Origin of the sequence: Konateibacter massiliensis (assembly GCF_900184995.1) — a bacterium.
Classification (GTDB): Bacteria; Bacillota; Clostridia; order Lachnospirales; family Lachnospiraceae; genus Lachnotalea; species Lachnotalea massiliensis.
Genome location: NZ_LT860099.1, coordinates 2,254,444 through 2,271,441, shown reverse-complemented (window position 1 = coordinate 2,271,441; position 16,998 = coordinate 2,254,444). Strand labels below are relative to the sequence as shown.

Here is a 16,998-nt window from a genome sequence, read left to right as displayed (position 1 = left end):
ATACACAATGGCAAGTCGAAAGTTGATAGTGAAGCAAGACATTCTAGAAGCCTTGAATTCAGTAGGTGTTCAAAGCGGTCAGACGCTGATGGTTCATACTTCTTTAGGTAGTCTGGGCTTTGTATGCGGCGGTGCACAGGTTGTGATTGAGGCATTGGTGGAGAGCGTGGGACTAGATGGAACGATTATAATGCCTACTCAGTCATGGAAGAATCTGGATCCGTCCACCGGAGTTCATTGGGAGGAGCCGGAGGAATGGTGGCAGGCAATCCGGGATAACTGGCCTGCCTACAATAAGGATGTCACACCTACCAATAGCATGGGAGCGGTAGCCGAGATGTTTCGTAAATGGCCGGGCGCACTACGAAGCGATCATCCTGCCCGCTCTGTTGCCGCACTGGGACGGAATGCTTCCTATCTGACAGAGAGCCATGACTTGTCTAATATTTTCGGGGAAGGTTCTCCTATCGGGAAATTGTATGAACTTGACGCCTATGTTCTGCTTATTGGTGTTGGGTATGATAAGAATACATCCCTGCATTTGGCGGATGCCCGGGCGAACTATCCAAGTAAGCATTTTGTTTCTGAGAGCAGTGCGGTTTTGGAGAAGGGACAGCGAGTATGGAAGACCTATGAGACGCTGTATGTGGACGGAGAAGATTTTGAGGAAATAGGCGCAGACTTTGAACTGCAATATTCTGTACAAAAGTCTGTTATGGGAAATGGCATTCTTCGGCTGATGCGCCAGAGGGAGCTGGTGGATTTCGCGGTGGAATGGATTGAGAAAAACAGACGGTAGAGGGGGTGCCACTCAGACGCTTCGCTTGTATCATTCAACTTTTAATTACAAATTCATTCTTATTAAAATCAATTAATCCTTCCTCTCTCATCAGCGAAAGCTCTCGTGACAGCGCGCTGCGGTCTACGCCTAAAAACTCAGACATTTCCTGACGATTAAGCGGGATTACAATAGAAGATTGATTTTTTGAAACGGATTGGAGATAAATATTGATTTTATCTCTGATCTTTTTTTGTGCCAAGATTTCTACTTTTCTATTTAAAAAAACATTTTTTTGAGCAATCTCATGAAGCAAATTCAAAGCAACCTGTGAGGCATAGGGGCAGGCTTTTGCCTCCTTGGAATAAAGTCTTGAAAACTCAAGAAAAAGTATTTCACTATCCTCGATGGATACAATTTGGACCGGGCTGATTTCTTCCGGTAAACAAGTAAGTGCTTCACCGAATATTTGTCCCTCACTAAACTGCTGTACGCTGTGTATGGCTCCTGCCTTACTTAGCAAATAAGTATCGATTTTCCCGGATAACAGAATACCGGCTCTTTTCATGGGATCATTCATCCTGCAAATGATTTCCCCTTTTGTGTACAATTGAATTTTGGCATGAAGGCAGGAAAATACATTCACATATTTATCCGTCGGAATATTGTCAAAAAGGGGCATTTTATTAAAAAGTGCTGTATATTCTTTCATTATTTCTCCTTTCGTTGCTATAGCAACTGAATTTACAAATGAGGTATGGTATAAATAACTTGAGTTAGTTTTGACTAATATAAATTATATATAAAAAGAGGAGATTATGCAATGAAGAAATTAGTATTGTTTTTTCTGGCAACAATTATGTGCGGTGCTTTAGTGGGCTGCGGGACCGGTAAGACCGAAAATGTATCAGGGGAGGCAGTGAGCAGCGTAGAAACAACCGAAACGGTGGAAACAACTGAGACGGCAGAAACTGAGAAAACAGATCAAACCGACGAACAAATCACATTGACGGTAGGAGTGCCTTCAACAGCTCCGGCATTGCCTGTTCTTCGTATGATGGATGCCAACACATTAGGGGATTCTGTTACGATTGAGCTTGATATTTGGGATGAACCGGAAACCTTAATTGCCATGGTACAGGATGGAGACCATGATTTTTTTGCTTTTCCTTTGACAGTAGTTGCAAAATTATATAACAAGGGAATCGATGTAAGGCTAATGAATGTAAATACGTGGGGTATCACATATTTTATGACATCAGATCCTGAATTTAATGACTGGAGTGATTTAAAAGGGAAAACAGTATATGTTCCACTGCAATCTTCACCGCCGGATGCGCTGACCCAGTACTTTTTATCAGAGGCGGGCTTGACGGTAGGTGAGGATGTAACGATTATATATGCTTCTACTTCAGAGGTTGCGACTATGCTTGCATCCGGGGAAGCAGAGTATGCGACTCTGCTTAATCCTCAAGTGACAAAAGTATTGATGGAAAATGAGAATGTTAGAATTGCTTATAGCTTTGAGGAAGAATGGCAGCGTGTAAACAATACAGATACAAAAATACCAAATGCAGGATTTGGAACGACACAGACTTTTATCGACCAAAATCCAGAATTGACAGCCGAGTTCCAAAAAGCATATGAAGAGGCGACAGAATGGGTAAATGAAAATCCGGGCGAAGCAGGTGCGCTTGCTGAAAAGTATCTCGGAGTAAAGGCGGCATTGATTGAAAAAGCCATGCCGACAATGGGATTATCCTATCAATCAGCAGTAGATTCTAGCGAAGAACTGGGTATGTTTTATAATCTGTTAAATGGTTTTAACCCGGAAATGATCGGTGGAAAAATACCGGACGAAGCGATGTATTATGAAGCAAAATAGATTCAAATCCAATAAACTTTTCGATAAGGCAATCGCAATTGCGATCGTATTTTCAGCGTGGAAGATACTCACATGTTTCTTCCCGCCATTAGTTGTGCCGACCATAGAAAGTGTTGTAAAGGAATTAACAGAAATATGTGTGACAGGGACACTGTACAACACAATTAAAATCACAATGGTGAGACTGGTTATCGGTCTTACCATTGGTGTCATATTGGGATTAATTCTTGGAATTATGATGGGGTATGTTCCGCGAATAAAAGGAATTTTGATGCCTATCATAGGTATTTTACAGACGGTTCCTCCGGTATCCTGGGTCGTTCTTGCATTGGTGTGGTTTGGATTTAACGGAAAGCCAGTCGTTTTTATTGTTGTCATATCAAGCCTGCCAATTATTGCAATCAATGTTTGTCAGGGTATTGAGCAAATAGATAAAAGGCTTATGCAAATGGCTAAGCTATATCATTTTTCAAAAATAAATAAATTAAGGCATGTAATATTGCCTTCGATTTTTCCGTATTTTGAAACCTCTTTTCGGGTGGCGCTGGGAAGCGGATGGAAAATAGCGGTTATGGGCGAGGTATTAACGACCAGCGACGGAATAGGCGGAATGATTAAGCTGGCAAGGCTGAATATTGAGCCGGAAAATATTATTGCCTGGTCCATTATTATTGTCCTATTATTCTATATTTCCGATATTTTTATTTTTGCATTTATGTTAGGAAAGGATAAGAAGAATGCTGTCAGTTAATCACATATCAAAGAGATTTGAAGAACTATCGGTTTTAAATGATATTAATTTTAATGTGAAAGAAAAAGAAATTGTTGTGTTGATTGGGCCGTCGGGATGCGGTAAATCGACCTTGCTCAATATTATTTCAGGCTTAGATCAGGCAGATTCAGGAACCATATCCGGGGCAAAAAATAAAATTGCCTGTGTGTTTCAGGATAACAGGCTTCTTCCGTGGAGAAGTGTGTGGAAGAATATTTCACTCGTAAAGGAAGCGGAAGAGAAGGGCAGAATACAGGAATTGATTGAGGAAGTCGGATTAAAAGGCTTCGAAAACTATTATCCAAGACAATTATCCGGTGGCATGCAAAAACGCTGCGGGATTGCCAGAGCTTTTTATTACGAAGGAGAACTGCTTTTGATGGATGAGCCTTTTCAAGGATTGGACTATTGCCTGAGAAATGAGTTGATGCATATGCTTTTAAAGCTATGGAAATCGAACAAACAAAGTGTCTTGTTTATTACTCATGAAATTGAAGAAGCTTTGACATTGGCAACGAGAATTATAGTCTTGTCCGATAGACCAAGCACGATTGTTAAGGAATTTGTTTTGCCGGGGGAAGAAGGAAGGAATCCTATGAATGATGACTTGCATCCTATCAGAAAAGAAATCTTATCACTGATTATGAAAGGAGGGGAAAAAGATGGGATATCTTAGAAATTTACCCACAGAAGAGGTTAAGAACCTCGCATCTTTAATAACAAGTAAGAAAAATCAAATTGTCAGTATGAACATTTCCAACAGTGACCAGCTTCAAATTTCATTATTCACATTTGCTGACGGAGAAACAATCAGCGAAGAGGAATATTATGGGGATACGATGTATTTGGTCATTGAGGGAGAAACGTATATCACACAGGGAGAGCAAAAATATTATTTGAAAACAGGTGATACACTCATGGTTCCTGCAAATACCAGTCATGAAGTCGGAGGTAAGGGTGCCTTCAAACTATTGCAAATCACAGTAAGTGAATAAAGGAGAATGCTTATGTCAGAAGTGTTGATTAAAAATGTAGAACATGCAGCACCATTTGAACTAATCAATTTGGTGGAATATGAAACCGGAAAAATTGTAAGCTTAACACTAGCGCAGGAAAAAGGAACAGGTATTACGGTCTTTGCGTTTGACGCGGAAGAAAAAATTAGTACGCATGCAGCTTCTGGAGATGCAATGGCTGTTATTCTCGAGGGAGAGGCTGAAATAACAATTGACGGAAAGAAATATATTGCAAAGACAGGAGAAGGCATTGTTATGCCTGCCGGTATTCCTCATGGGGTAAAAGCCATCACCAGATTCAAGATGCTGTTGACTGTTGTAAAAAGATAGTAACTGTAAAGGTGTTAAGCAGTTACAAAAATGCAGTGAAAGGAGATATAGATGTTAAGTATTGGAATTGATTCAGGGAATGCATCGGTAAAAGTCGTGCTTCTCTCAGAAGATAAAGAAATAAAATACAAAAAATGTATTAATCATTTTGGTAATCCCATTGTTACGTTGGAAGACATACTCAAAGAGATAAAACAAGAAATAGCAGAAGAAATTGTGTTTGGAGCATTTACAGGGCTTGAATTGGCAGATTTGCCGGAAAGCTGTGTGAAGATAAGCGATATTCCCGCGATTGATAAGGGCTGTCAGTTTTTGGACTTAAATATAAAATCAGCAATTGAAATTGGCTCACAAAATGCCAGGTATTTAACCGGATTATCAAGTGAAGCACCTCCAGCCTTTGCTGTCAATGAAGCCTGTGCAGGAGGTACCGGTTCATTTTTTGAAGACCAGATGTATCGGCTTGGTTTACAGATGGAGGATTATTCGAAAATAATAGAGGAGGCACAATCCATTCCGCGTCTTTCCGGAAGATGTTCTGTTTTTGCAAAAACGGATATTATACATAGGCAGCAGGAGGGCGCAACAACGCCGGATATTTTGCTGGGGCTTTGCTATGCGACAATTAAAAACTTCAAAGGTACAATCGTAAAAAATCTACCGATTGAAAAACCGCTAGCCTTATGCGGCGGAATTACAAGAAATAAGGGCGTTATTCGTGCCGTAAAGGAAATTTTTGAACTTTCAGAAGAAGAGTTGATTGTGTCAGATGACACGATTTATATTCAGGCAATCGGAGCTGCAGCAATTGCATTTGAAAAAAGCTATGCTATGTCCGCGAGTCAATTGGAGCTTATTTTACAAAAGCAAAGCAAAAAGAATATATTTGAAGACAGCATATCGCGTTTGTCACAGCTCTCGCTTTTGGAGGGGACATTTTTGCAGGAGCCTGTCTGTAAGGAAGTGAAGGATAAAGTAAGATGTAGTCTTGGAATTGATATCGGCTCTACCAGTACAAATCTGGTTTTGACAAACGCAGAGGGGGAAATCATTGATTTTCAATACTTGCGAACCAAAGGCGATCCAAAGGCAGTTGTAACGCAAGGACTCGCAAATATTCAAGAGAAGTTCGGTGACCTAGTTGATATTGCGGCGGTTGGCGTAACCGGTTCAGGACGGTATCTGATTGGTCAGATGGTAGGTGCCGACTCTATAAAGGATGAGATAACAGCTCAGGCAAAAGCAGCAGTTTTTGCAAATAAAAATGTAGATACTGTTTTTGAAATCGGAGGACAGGATTCAAAATACATCTCTGTAAAAAACAAAGAAGTAGTCGATTTTCAAATGAATAAAATTTGTGCGGCAGGAACAGGGTCTTTTATAGAAGAACAAGCCGGAAGATTAAACGTTCCATTAAATGCATATGGAGAAATGGCATTAACGGCAAAACATCCGGTGGATTTGGGAGAGCGTTGTACGGTCTTTATTGAGAGTAATATTTCCAGCTGCTTGTCAAAAGGAGTGGAGACAGCAGATATTTTAGCAGGCTTGTGCCACTCCGTCATACACAATTATTTATTTAAAGTAGTTGGCAACAAACCGGTTGGTGACAACATTGTTCTGCAAGGCGGTGTCTGCTATAATGCAGCCGTGGTAGCGGCTTTTCAGGCAGTCTATGGAGACAGAATTACAGTTTCACCGTATTTTGGTATAAGTGGGGCTTATGGCGTTGCCTTGTTGGCGCAAGAGGAAATAAAAGAGAAGCAAACCCAGTTTCTTGGATTTGGATTAGAGAAAGCAGAAAGTAAAGTAGCCAGCCTTGCAGCAAACCATAGTAACAGTAATATCCGGTTTTATGAGCAGTCTAAAAGGTTATTTTTTCAAGACTATAATCGGGAAATACAGCCGAAGAAAGAGACAATCGGAGTGCCTTATGTTTTGGTTGTTCATAAATTTTTCCCTATGATTCGGTCCTATTTTGAAGCGCTTGGATTTAATGTGCTTTTATCATCTGAGACGAATGAAGAAACCATTGCCTTATCACAAAAATATGCACAGGCAGAAACCTGCTATCCGGTAAAATTAATATATGGTCATATGGCGGAGCTGGCAGAAAAAAAGGTGGATTATATTTTCCTTCCGAGTATTTTGACAATGAGACATGAAAATTCCCATGTGTATCATAATTATGGCTGTGTTTATATGCAGACTGCGCCCAAACTTGTGTTTGATAGTATGAAACTTGGTGAAAAAGGAATTAAGCTACTAAATCCGACTTTTTCATTGGATTTTGGGCAAAAAGCTATGGCTTCTGCCATGATTGAGGTAGGAGTATCGCTTGGGAAAAACAAGCTATTATGCGGGAAAGCGCTGGTAGAAGGAGCTATGGCAGTACGAAAGCATAGCACACAGGTGGAAAAGCTTGGAGAGGAGCTTCTTTCAGACTTAAAGCCTGATGAAAAGGTGCTCGTATTGGTGACCAGAACATACGGAATTGAAGATCCGGTTCTGAATATGGATATTCCGAATGAATTGCTAAAAAGAGGGTATAAAGTAATTACGCTTTCCCATTTGCCGGCACATAGTATGGATATCTCAACGGAATATGAAAATTTGTATTGGCCTTTTGGACAACATATTATTTCAGGGGCAAAACTCATTCGTAATCATCCGAATCTGTACGCAGTTTATCTGACAAACCACGGATGCGGACCGGATACTATGCTGGCACATCTGTTTCGAACAGAAATGGGAGATAAGCCTTATCTGAGCATTGAGGTGGATGAACATTTTTCAAAGGTAGGGGTTATAACACGAATGGAGGCATTCTTAAACAGTTTAGAGAGCAGAAAGACGATAGCGGCAGACGGTAACTCCTATTTTACAGATATTCCGAAGCAAAAGGTATTCATTCAAAAAACAGCCTCTTTGGATCAGGTGCTATATATTCCATATCTGGAGCCTTACAGTGAAATCCTTGCAGACAGGCTATGCAAAATGGGATATCAGGCAAAGGTTTTACCAAAGACTGACGAAACTACATTAGCGTTAGGAAAGAGTAAAACCATCACAAAAGAATACCTATCCTTTGCCGCTTTAGCCGGAGATGTTTTGTCACAGGCGCAAACAGCGGAAAATGCCCAATTTTTAATTCCGCAAACCGAGGGTTCAGAAGCAGATGGCATGTATGCCAGAGTCATCCACGACATGCTGATGGATAAGGAGGAGAAGCACATAAATATCGTAGCGCCTACGCTGGAAACCTTGCCGGAGTCATCCGATTTGGCTGATGAATTCTTCTTGTCATTATTAGCAGGTGATATCGTGCTTTTCGCCGATAAAAAAGACAGGGCTAGAATTCTGAATGATATTTTGGAGGCACCAAAGCTATCCGTAGAATTTCTTCAAAACCTAATGAAAACGATGGATAGAAAGGTAAGAGAAAAAACTGTCATGCTTGTGGGAGAGCCGAGTATACTTTATCACCCTTACCTCAATCAGGGGCTATTTGAAAAAATCGATAAAAAGATTTCGGTTTTATACATGCCGTTTTCTGAATATATGTATGCGCTATGGGATAATCGCTATATTGCCAAGGCAGAGAAAAAAAGAATTATAAAATACAGAGAGTGGATGGAAAAAATCTCAGATAGGATGGGAGAACATTCTTCATTTGCAAAAGATTACGATGAGCTGTCCAAGCTTGGAAATGCAGCTCTTCCAAAATACGCAGGAGCAAACGGAAGGTATCGTATCGGTAAAACATTGATTGAAAATCAATACAAAGCATATATTGAAGTTGCTTCCATGTATGAGAATACACAGACTATCATTGAATTAACCAATAAAGAAAGAACGACTAAAAAAATTACGTTGCAATTCGAAGGCTCCAATGAAGTAACGTTAAAAGAAAGGCTCGACTCTTTTCTTTTCTACCTATAAAACATCATGGAATAAACCACAAATGTTACAGTTGTTGACGTTTGTGGTTTTTATATCATAGGAAACTCCTTTTTATTGCATTGGAGGGTATACTCATGTAAAATGGGTTAGTATATAACTTAGCAAAAGTGGAGTAATCCTTTTGCAAAAATGCAGTTTTTGAATGAAATGAGAGGCTTAGATATGAATATAAATTTTCATAATTATAAAATCAGTGAGGATATCGTAAAGGCACTTGATGGTCTGGAGTACGACATACCGACGGAAGTTCAGGCTAAAGTGATACCATCCGCTTTAGAAAAAAATGATTTAATTGTCAGAGCACGGACGGGCAGCGGCAAAACTGCCGCATACACAATTCCGATATGTGAATTAGTTGAATGGCTTGAGAATAAACCTCAAGCCCTCATTTTAACGCCTACAAGAGAACTTGCTGTCCAAGTAAAAGAGGACTTCATCAATATAGGTAGATTTAAACGGGTAAATGCAGTAGCAGTCTATGGAAGGCATCAATTCTCCATCGAGAAATCAGAATTAAAGCAAAAAGCACATGTGGTTGTCGGCACACCTGGGCGGATCTTAGACCATATAAAAAGGGGTACAGTAGCCTTAAATAAGATTAACTACTTAGTAATTGATGAAGCGGACAGAATGTTAGATATGGGATTTGTTGCACAGGTAGAAGAAATTGTGAAAGAACTGCCGAAAGAACGGATGACGATGTTGTTTTCTGCCACCATGTCTGACGAAGTAAAAAGAATGTCATCAAATTATATGAGAGACCCTATCCATATAGATGTCAGCGAGGATAGTATTGTGACGGCTGATATTGAACATTTTCTCTATATGACCGATGAAGAAGATAAGTTTGAATCACTTACCGATGTTTGTATAATGGAAAAACCGGATAGCTGTATCATCTTTTGCAGTACCAAAGATCAAGTGGATATGGTATGTGACCGCCTGAATGATATGGGCTATCCTTGTAATAAAATTCATGGAGGCATGGAACAGAACGATCGGTTATCTGCAATGATGCGTTTTAAAAGGGGAGAATATCGCTATTTAATAGCCACTGACATAGCAGCCAGAGGTATCGATATAGATAATATTTCTCTGGTCATCAACTATGACATTCCTCTGGATGAGAAAAACTATATCCATCGTACCGGAAGAACAGGGCGTGCAGGGCAAAAAGGGAAAGCCATCACCTTTGTAGTTCCGACACAAACCAGATACTTGCATGATATCGAAGAGCAGATTGGATTTGAAATTCAGGAAATAGAAAAACCTACCAGAGAGGAAGTATCCATTCAGAAACCTTTTTTCGATGAGAAAATGAATAAGGCTCCTCAGATTAAAAAATTGAAAGGTGATCAGCTAAATAAGGACATCATGAAATTACGTTTCAATGGAGGAAAGAAAAAGAAGCTTAGAGCAACCAATTTTGTCGGAGTTATATCCAATCTGGAGGGTATCGGGGTAGAGGATATCGGAATCATAACAATACAGGATACCCTTACTTATATAGAAATACTAAATGGAAAAGGTCCATTGGTACTGGAAGCAATGAAACATACCTTGGTTTGCGGTAAACAATTAAAGGTAACGAAAGTAGTAGATAAATATTAAAATTAAATTTATACTTGAATGATTCAAGGTTTCGATAAATTCAGGTTAGACATTTTGTATAAAATAAGCTTGGCTACAGATAATATATTTAAAATATGAGTAGCTAAGAGAGGTGCCAGACCATGAAGATTAGACTTGAAATTGATGGGTTAGAGTTTGAGGAAACGCAAGACAGAGTAAGAAATCAGTTAGAAGGTATAGTTGGTGTGCAAAATGTATCATTGAGTGAGGGACAGGACTATGTTGACATAAATTATGATGAACAAACTTCAATGGAGGAGATAGATAGTCATTTAAAAAATAATGGATACAAAGTGACTAATAAACTATAATTTTTAATTGATTGCTGATACGATATAAAGGTAACAATTCGTAAAAATGTAATAAAGAACACATATAGAATATTATGGAGTGAACCACAAATGTTATAGTTATTGATGTTTGTGGTTCATTTTGTATTGATTATCATTACCCAAAAGTGTAATCACGTTGAAAAAAGAAGAGAATTAAGTTATGATAAAATCAGAAAATTTATCCTCATCATATTCGGCGGGATTAAGAAACTATAGTAAGGAGTGACATGCATGTTTTTTGTTATGGGCATCAGTAATGGAGAAAGAAAGCTTTCATTTGAACAGATGGAAATCTGCAAGTGCTGCGGCAAATATGGCCGTGTGGAAATATATATGACTTACATGTATTTTATGTTCTTTTTTATACCGCTGTTTAAGTGGAATAAGAGATACTATGCAAAAATGACCTGCTGTGGTTCTTCCTGTGAACTAAGTGCAGATTTGGGAAAAGCCATTGCCAGAGGTGAGGTTACTCATTTGTCTATGGAGAGCCTGAATTTTGGAGGACGGGAAAATGCAGTAAAGCATTGTTCTTACTGCGGATTTACCACGATGGATGATTTTCAGTATTGTCCGAAGTGCGGCAGACAGTTATAAACAGTAGATGAACGGAGGGCGGGGTAAAATGACAACCAGAGAAGAAGCGTTGGCCTATGGAATGACATTTGAGAATGTTTATACAGACACACCATTTCATGATGCAAATTGGGTGTTGGTAAGGTACAAGAAGAATAAAAAAGCATTTCTTTGGACTTACGAATATAATGGTGAAATGCGCATTAACATCAAGGTTGATCCGGAATGGAGAGATTTCTGGCGCAATGCGTTTGATGCAGTTATCCCGGGATACCATCAGAACAAAGAGCACTGGAATACCGTTATTTTGGATGGGACAATTCCGGATGATGATATGAAACGGATGATTGCAGAATCTTATCAGTTGATTGTGGGAAGGAAGAAGTAGAGGAGAGAGTCTGATTATGTTTGAAAAGGTCATGTAATGAGATGCTATTTAACAAAGAAGGACGAAGCTTGAACTAAATAAACTTATAATATTGAAACAGAAACAACACAGTAGAAGGTGAGGGGGATAAAGTATGTCATCTATTTTTTTGAGCCATACAAGTATTGATAAGCCATTTGTTGAAAAATTAGCAAAGGATATGGAAAAGTACGGAATACGCATATGGTACGACAAATATGAAATTAAGGTTGGAGAATCTATCCTTTGGAAAATCGATGAAGGGATTGAGAAAAGCGATTTTTTAGGAATTGTTATTTCTAAAGAAGCATGGGAATCAGAGTGGGTAAGAAAAGAGATTGAAGCAGCCTGGAACAAGCAGATGGAAATGAAGAGTAATATAATCTTACCAATTTTTTATAGAGATTGTGATATTCCGCTTATGCTGCGGGGGATAAAATATGCCGATTTTAGAAAGGATTATTATTACGGATTAAAAGATCTATTAAATGTATTTGGAATTAAAAATACAGATATTTTAACAGAGGATAATTGGAGAAATTTTACACGAAAGAATGAAGAATGGAAAAGATATAGAGATGCAGAGTTTGAAAAACTTATAACAAGTGTGTGTAAAATTGCCAAGAGTTTTAAATGGAGTGTCTGGGTTGGAAGAAGCAAAAACCCTTATTCTGTATGCCTTAGTATACATAATAGAGCAAATCGAATAATATCTTTTTCGATAAGGATGGTTCCAAATAATAATTATAGATATTTAGTTGCAGAAACATCAGAAATTAATCCTAGTAATATTCCACTAAGTGATTATAAAACTGACATAGGTTTTAGACTGAATGAAGTAGAAGAATATACTTGGAATAGAATGGAGAAAACCATATTAAAGTACGGCGAAAGTGAAGATGAACCAGTATTTTTTACGGACAAATATGTAAATACGGAACAAGTAATAGATTTGACAAAAGACATACTGCGAAAAACTAATTGGAACCAGGAAATCGTTTGAAGATTTGTTTATAATTCAGACTTGAAAGTTTATCAAAAGTTAAAGTAGATAGTTTAATACTATTAAAAAAGATGGACAAATAAACAATTATATTTATCAAGCTTGCCAATAGCCTTTTTTTATACATATAAACCATGAGTAGCGACCGCATGTAGTTTCTACATATGATAAGCTTGAGCTCTTTTTTGAGAATATATAAAATAGTTAGAATAAAGAGGCAGGTAGGAACATAACAAGAGCTGTTTTGGGGGAGGCATTCATGGAAAAAATCAATTACACATCAAAGAAAATGATTTTAGCCTATTTTTCAGGTACAGGATGTACAAAAATGGTCTGTGATTGCTTTGAAAAAGGGTTGCTGGAAGCAGGTGTGGACTGCGTTAAAGTTAATATGGCAGTTTGCGAGCCGTTTGACATTGGGGAAGCAGATACCATCATAATTTTTTCGCCTGTGTATGCATTCCGATTGAGTTCCATAGCTGAAACGTGGGTTAAAAACTTACCCAGAGCTGAGAATAAATCAGCAATTGTTATTTCTGTTTCAGGCGGCGGGGAAATTTCACCAAACACGGCGTGTCGTATCGGCTGTAAACGGGTGCTAAAAAGAAAAGGATATAACCTCATATATGAGAAGATGATTGTTATGCCATCCAACTTTGCGGTACAGGCAGAGGAAAATATGAATCTTGCTTTATTACTAGCCTTGCCGCATAAAGTAAATAAAATTATTTTGGATATTTTATCCGGAAAGAAAAATATAGAGCATCCTAAATTCATAGACAGAGTTTTTGCGGCAATCGGAAAGGCGGAGCATTTTGGAGCCAGATTTTTTGGGAGATTTATCCGAGTTTCACAAAAGTGCAACAAATGTGGAGTCTGTGTTTCAAATTGCCCTCAAAAAAATATCAGAATCATAAATAAAGTACCTAAGTTTGGATTTCAATGTATCTGGTGCCTAAAATGTATTTATAATTGTTCGAGTAAGGCACTTTCGCCGGGCATACTGAAGTTTTCAGTGTTAAAAAGCGGTTTTAACCTGAAAAAAATGAATGAGAAAGCAATGAGTAGGCCTGTAAGCACAGAATATTGTCATTCTGAAAATATGCTTTGGCAAGGTGTTGCTGACTATTTGAATGATGATGATTTGCATAAATGAGTTAGAGAAACTAAGGAGGAAGCCCCATGACATGGTCTTGGAGAACAAAGCCTAGAAGTATTATAAAAACAATCCAATGGTTCCCATATTTTGCTGCGTTAAAAGGAAAAAACTGGGAACAAAAGGAAGCATATACAAGCAAGATTGGAAAGCCTATCCATGCAGTTAGAAGAGCTTACATCTATTCCGCCCACGGCGAGGATGACAGCTGGTTGTCGAGCATATCTTATCAGGATTATTTGCGCGGACAGAAGGATACGAAGGAAACCGAGAGCAACGGAAGAAATGATAAAACAACCTTTGAATTTTTCGGTTTTGGTTATGTAAACCAAAAGGGAGAAGTGTGCGTCACAGAAGTCGGGGAAAAGATTGTCAGAGGAACCTTTGACAGCGAGGACTATCTAAAACAGCTTCTAAAGCTCAAAGTGCCAAATCTCACCTACAAAAAAGTAGGAGCTAAGGGAGATAAAGGTGTATTTCCCTTCAAAATAATTTTAAGGGCGTTTGAACAATTTGACAGCTTAAACAGAAGTGAATTGGCACTGCTCTTTGGATGTACGGATGATGGCAATATCGACGCTGCGCTAAATGCCATTGCAAAATTCAAGGAAGATTATGAAAAGCTACCCAATAAGAATGATACGGGAGAGGTAAGGGCTCTTTTTGAAACAATATTTATAAAGTATTATGGAAGTATGTCAAATAAGGCGGCAAGCTATTATGATTATGCAGAGGCACTTTCCAGAACTCTTTTGTACACAGGCTTATTTAACTTGTCCGGCAGAAGCATTGCGTCCAAGGTACGAGTTGCAGAGCATTCGAAAAGTAAGGTGAAAATGCTTCAGGAAAAGTTTACTTTTTTATATCCTGATAATTTTAACAATATAGAAGAATATATGACGTGGTACGGCAGTACTGGGAATATCGTCTTGCCTTGGGAGAATGCGGAGGAGAGAAGAAGCATTATTTCGGATAAGGCAAAGCTTTTGCTTGAGAAGGTACAGTCGGCAGAGGGTGGCTATGAGCATGAAGCCGAGTTATCAGTACAGGATATCGAAGAGCTTGTAAGAAAGTCGGAAAAAAGTGCAAGCATCAGTGACTTGAAGGTGTTTGAGGCGACCCTGAGTAATGCGATTGTGAGTCACAATGAGGAGCATTTTATAAAGGTTCTTTCCAAGACGGAGCAAGAGAGAGCAAATATTATGGAGAAATTCAATGATATTTTGGATAACGACGATATGAGCGCTCTGTGGCTGGAGGTCAATACATGGAAGTCTTTGATTGCGATTGACGGTGAGCAGGTTGTAAAGAGAAACTTTAAGATTGAAGATGACCTGACGCCAAGAAGCTTTGCTCCGGGGGTTGGGAATACGCCTGATATGGAACTGTATAAAAACGGATATATTATTATTCCGGAAGTATCTTTGATGACGGGAGTCCGTCAATGGGAACATGAGGCATCAAGCGTAATTGATCATGTACTTAGTTTTATCAAAGAATATGAGGACAAGCAAGTGATTGGCTTGTTTTTGTCGTCAAGAATTAATGTGAGAACCTTTTGGCAGTTTTTTATCCTAAACAGAGAGAGCTGGATGGGATATCCGGTTCCGGTCGTTCCGCTGACGATTGAGCAATATATGGATATATTAAAATTTATCTATGACAATAGTTTAGACATTGACGCGTTTAAGCAGCTTCTTGAGCTTATCTCCGGAAGTACGCTGGAATGCAGTACATATAGTGAGTGGGAGAAGGGCATGAAACAGGTGATTGATAATTGGAAAAAAGAGAATGCAAATTAAAAAATCCCACTTTATCTATCCAAGACAGTTTGGTATAATGGAAGGTGACGAATTGCGCGAAAGGGGATTTACATGCCAATCAGTATAAAAGAGAACAAAATGTCTCCTTTACTAAAATATCCGGGAGGCAAGGATAAGGAGCTAAAATATATTCTTCCAAACATTCCGGAGGACGCTGAAAATTATTATGAGCCTTTTGTCGGGGGCGGAGCTGTATTTTTTGCCGTGGACAGCGGGCATTATTTTATCAATGATAAATCAACGGAGCTGGTCAACCTCTATAAAATGATAGCTGAACAAAATGGGGACTTTTTAAGGAAAATCAATGAGATAGATCAAAATTGGGCAGCGATGTCCGACATCGCTGAACACCATATAAAAGAACTGAGCGGAATTTATAAGCAGTACAAAAAAAAGAAAATAAATGAAAAGCAGTTATCTGGTAAGATAGAAAAGTTTGTGAAAGTCAATGAAACAGAATTTAACGGTATATTCGGACAAGGCTTTCAGATTTTCATTGATAATTTTACTCAGGAACTTTCAAAAAGCTTTCAGAATAAAATGGTTCGAATGGAGAAGCTTGAAAAGGAAAAGGGTGAGCTGCCGGCTGAGGACGTAATTTCCAATCTGGAGGGTGCTTTTAAAAATGCTTTCTATATGCAGTTTCGATACTTATATAACAATATCAGGGAGCTGGATATTCAGCCTTCCTTTGCAACGGCAATCTACTTTTTTATTCGGGAATATTGCTATTCCTCGATGTTTCGCTATAATAGGGATGGGAAATTTAATGTCCCTTATGGAGGCATCTCCTACAATAAAAAGTCACTTGCAAAGAAAATAGAGTATTTTGGCAGTGATTTGCTGGTGGGACAGTTGAGAAATACGACGATTGTCAATGATGATTTTGAAGCGTTTTTTAAAGCGTATCCGCCGGCAAAGAAGGATTTTATTTTTTTGGACCCGCCTTACGACACGGAATTCAGTACCTATGCAAAAAATGAATTTGACCAAAGTGATCAGGCAAGACTGGCAGACTTTTTGATTAAGGGCTGCAAAGCGAGGTTTATGCTTGTTATTAAAAATACGGACTATATTCTATCGCTATATCCGGAAGGGCAGGCGGCAGCAAATGGCGGTAAGCTATGCGTCAACAAATTTGACAAGAGATATTTTGTCAGCTTTCAGGATAGAAATGACAAAGAGGCAGAGCACCTGATGATTACGAATTATCCGTTGTAACAAGGAATAGATATGATGAGGATGTGTTTTTAACATTTTAATAAAAAGATAAAGCTGCAAACAGCTTTACTTATCATAAAAGAAAAAACATTGGCAGAGATTAGA

16 protein-coding genes are annotated in these 16,998 nt (G+C 38.6%); 15 read left to right on the top strand and 1 reads right to left on the bottom strand.

The annotated features are described in order from the left end of the window. Positions 1–7 precede the first annotated feature (7 nt). Positions 8–799, top strand: coding sequence for an aminoglycoside N(3)-acetyltransferase (locus CTY48_RS16150; RefSeq protein ID WP_099469481.1), 792 nt, complete (start codon positions 8–10; stop codon positions 797–799). A 34-nt stretch (positions 800–833) separates the two neighbouring features. On the opposite strand, the gene CTY48_RS16145 is transcribed toward CTY48_RS16150, so the two are convergent. After that, positions 834–1,490 (bottom strand): Crp/Fnr family transcriptional regulator, encoded by a 657-nt coding sequence (locus CTY48_RS16145; protein WP_099469480.1) that lies wholly within the window; start codon positions 1,488–1,490, stop codon positions 834–836. 111 nt (positions 1,491–1,601) lie between these two features. Between CTY48_RS16145 and CTY48_RS16140 the strand changes: the two genes are divergently transcribed. The 14 genes from CTY48_RS16140 to CTY48_RS16075 all read left to right on the top strand — a co-directional run bounded on the left by CTY48_RS16140 (position 1,602) and on the right by CTY48_RS16075 (position 16,893). Then, positions 1,602–2,663, top strand: a complete 1,062-nt coding sequence (locus tag CTY48_RS16140) for an ABC transporter substrate-binding protein (protein ID WP_099469479.1) — start codon at positions 1,602–1,604, stop codon at positions 2,661–2,663. Next, positions 2,650–3,414, top strand: a complete 765-nt coding sequence (locus CTY48_RS16135) for an ABC transporter permease (RefSeq protein ID WP_099469478.1) — start codon at positions 2,650–2,652, stop codon at positions 3,412–3,414. The genes CTY48_RS16140 and CTY48_RS16135 overlap by 14 nt, the downstream gene beginning before the upstream one ends. Beyond that, positions 3,401–4,111 carry an ABC transporter ATP-binding protein gene (locus CTY48_RS16130; RefSeq protein WP_099469477.1) on the top strand — a complete coding sequence of 237 codons (711 nt, stop codon included), beginning with the start codon at positions 3,401–3,403 and terminating at the stop codon, positions 4,109–4,111. The genes CTY48_RS16135 and CTY48_RS16130 overlap by 14 nt, the downstream gene beginning before the upstream one ends. Further along, positions 4,098–4,430, top strand: a complete 333-nt coding sequence (locus CTY48_RS16125) for a cupin domain-containing protein (protein WP_099469476.1) — start codon at positions 4,098–4,100, stop codon at positions 4,428–4,430. The genes CTY48_RS16130 and CTY48_RS16125 overlap by 14 nt, the downstream gene beginning before the upstream one ends. Positions 4,431–4,442: 12 nt before the next feature. Beyond that, positions 4,443–4,781 (top strand): cupin domain-containing protein, encoded by a 339-nt coding sequence (locus tag CTY48_RS16120; protein WP_099469475.1) that lies wholly within the window; start codon positions 4,443–4,445, stop codon positions 4,779–4,781. A 51-nt stretch (positions 4,782–4,832) separates the two neighbouring features. Continuing rightward, entirely contained in the window at positions 4,833–8,723 is a 3,891-nt protein-coding gene (locus CTY48_RS16115; protein ID WP_099469474.1) for an acyl-CoA dehydratase activase, read from the top strand. 183 nt (positions 8,724–8,906) lie between these two features. Continuing rightward, positions 8,907–10,355, top strand: coding sequence for a DEAD/DEAH box helicase (locus tag CTY48_RS16110; RefSeq protein WP_099470204.1), 1,449 nt, complete (start codon positions 8,907–8,909; stop codon positions 10,353–10,355). Between the two features lie 122 nt (positions 10,356–10,477). Further along, positions 10,478–10,687, top strand: a complete 210-nt coding sequence (locus CTY48_RS16105; RefSeq protein WP_099469473.1) for a hypothetical protein — start codon at positions 10,478–10,480, stop codon at positions 10,685–10,687. 252 nt (positions 10,688–10,939) lie between these two features. Next, complete coding sequence (locus CTY48_RS16100) at positions 10,940–11,305, top strand: zinc ribbon domain-containing protein (RefSeq protein ID WP_099469472.1); 366 nt, start codon at positions 10,940–10,942, stop codon at positions 11,303–11,305. A 28-nt stretch (positions 11,306–11,333) separates the two neighbouring features. Further along, the gene (locus tag CTY48_RS16095) at positions 11,334–11,672 is read left to right on the top strand and encodes an MmcQ/YjbR family DNA-binding protein (protein WP_099469471.1); all 339 of its coding nucleotides are present in this window, start codon (positions 11,334–11,336) and stop codon (positions 11,670–11,672) included. 133 nt (positions 11,673–11,805) lie between these two features. Continuing rightward, positions 11,806–12,693, top strand: coding sequence for a toll/interleukin-1 receptor domain-containing protein (locus tag CTY48_RS16090; RefSeq protein ID WP_099469470.1), 888 nt, complete (start codon positions 11,806–11,808; stop codon positions 12,691–12,693). Between the two features lie 259 nt (positions 12,694–12,952). Beyond that, complete coding sequence (locus CTY48_RS16085) at positions 12,953–13,849, top strand: EFR1 family ferrodoxin (RefSeq protein WP_099469469.1); 897 nt, start codon at positions 12,953–12,955, stop codon at positions 13,847–13,849. A gap of 26 nt (positions 13,850–13,875) precedes the next feature. Further along, on the top strand, positions 13,876–15,651 hold the full coding sequence (locus CTY48_RS16080) for an AlwI family type II restriction endonuclease (RefSeq protein WP_099469468.1): 1,776 nt from the start codon (positions 13,876–13,878) through the stop codon (positions 15,649–15,651). Positions 15,652–15,723: 72 nt separating this feature from the next. Further along, complete coding sequence (locus tag CTY48_RS16075; protein ID WP_099469467.1) at positions 15,724–16,893, top strand: DNA adenine methylase; 1,170 nt, start codon at positions 15,724–15,726, stop codon at positions 16,891–16,893. The last annotated feature ends 105 nt before the right edge of the window (positions 16,894–16,998 follow it).

Bases quoted from the DNA above. Each gene is read 5' to 3' on its own strand.
- CTY48_RS16150 (WP_099469481.1), top strand. From the start codon at position 8: ATGGCAAGTCGAAAGTTGATAGTGAAGCAAGACATTCTAGAAGCCTTG.
- CTY48_RS16145 (WP_099469480.1), bottom strand. From the start codon at position 1,490: ATGAAAGAATATACAGCACTTTTTAATAAAATGCCCCTTTTTGACAAT.
- CTY48_RS16140 (WP_099469479.1), top strand. From the start codon at position 1,602: ATGAAGAAATTAGTATTGTTTTTTCTGGCAACAATTATGTGCGGTGCT.
- CTY48_RS16135 (WP_099469478.1), top strand. From the start codon at position 2,650: ATGAAGCAAAATAGATTCAAATCCAATAAACTTTTCGATAAGGCAATC.
- CTY48_RS16130 (WP_099469477.1), top strand. From the start codon at position 3,401: ATGCTGTCAGTTAATCACATATCAAAGAGATTTGAAGAACTATCGGTT.
- CTY48_RS16125 (WP_099469476.1), top strand. From the start codon at position 4,098: ATGGGATATCTTAGAAATTTACCCACAGAAGAGGTTAAGAACCTCGCA.
- CTY48_RS16120 (WP_099469475.1), top strand. From the start codon at position 4,443: ATGTCAGAAGTGTTGATTAAAAATGTAGAACATGCAGCACCATTTGAA.
- CTY48_RS16115 (WP_099469474.1), top strand. From the start codon at position 4,833: ATGTTAAGTATTGGAATTGATTCAGGGAATGCATCGGTAAAAGTCGTG.
- CTY48_RS16110 (WP_099470204.1), top strand. From the start codon at position 8,907: ATGAATATAAATTTTCATAATTATAAAATCAGTGAGGATATCGTAAAG.
- CTY48_RS16105 (WP_099469473.1), top strand. From the start codon at position 10,478: ATGAAGATTAGACTTGAAATTGATGGGTTAGAGTTTGAGGAAACGCAA.
- CTY48_RS16100 (WP_099469472.1), top strand. From the start codon at position 10,940: ATGTTTTTTGTTATGGGCATCAGTAATGGAGAAAGAAAGCTTTCATTT.
- CTY48_RS16095 (WP_099469471.1), top strand. From the start codon at position 11,334: ATGACAACCAGAGAAGAAGCGTTGGCCTATGGAATGACATTTGAGAAT.
- CTY48_RS16090 (WP_099469470.1), top strand. From the start codon at position 11,806: ATGTCATCTATTTTTTTGAGCCATACAAGTATTGATAAGCCATTTGTT.
- CTY48_RS16085 (WP_099469469.1), top strand. From the start codon at position 12,953: ATGGAAAAAATCAATTACACATCAAAGAAAATGATTTTAGCCTATTTT.
- CTY48_RS16080 (WP_099469468.1), top strand. From the start codon at position 13,876: ATGACATGGTCTTGGAGAACAAAGCCTAGAAGTATTATAAAAACAATC.
- CTY48_RS16075 (WP_099469467.1), top strand. From the start codon at position 15,724: ATGCCAATCAGTATAAAAGAGAACAAAATGTCTCCTTTACTAAAATAT.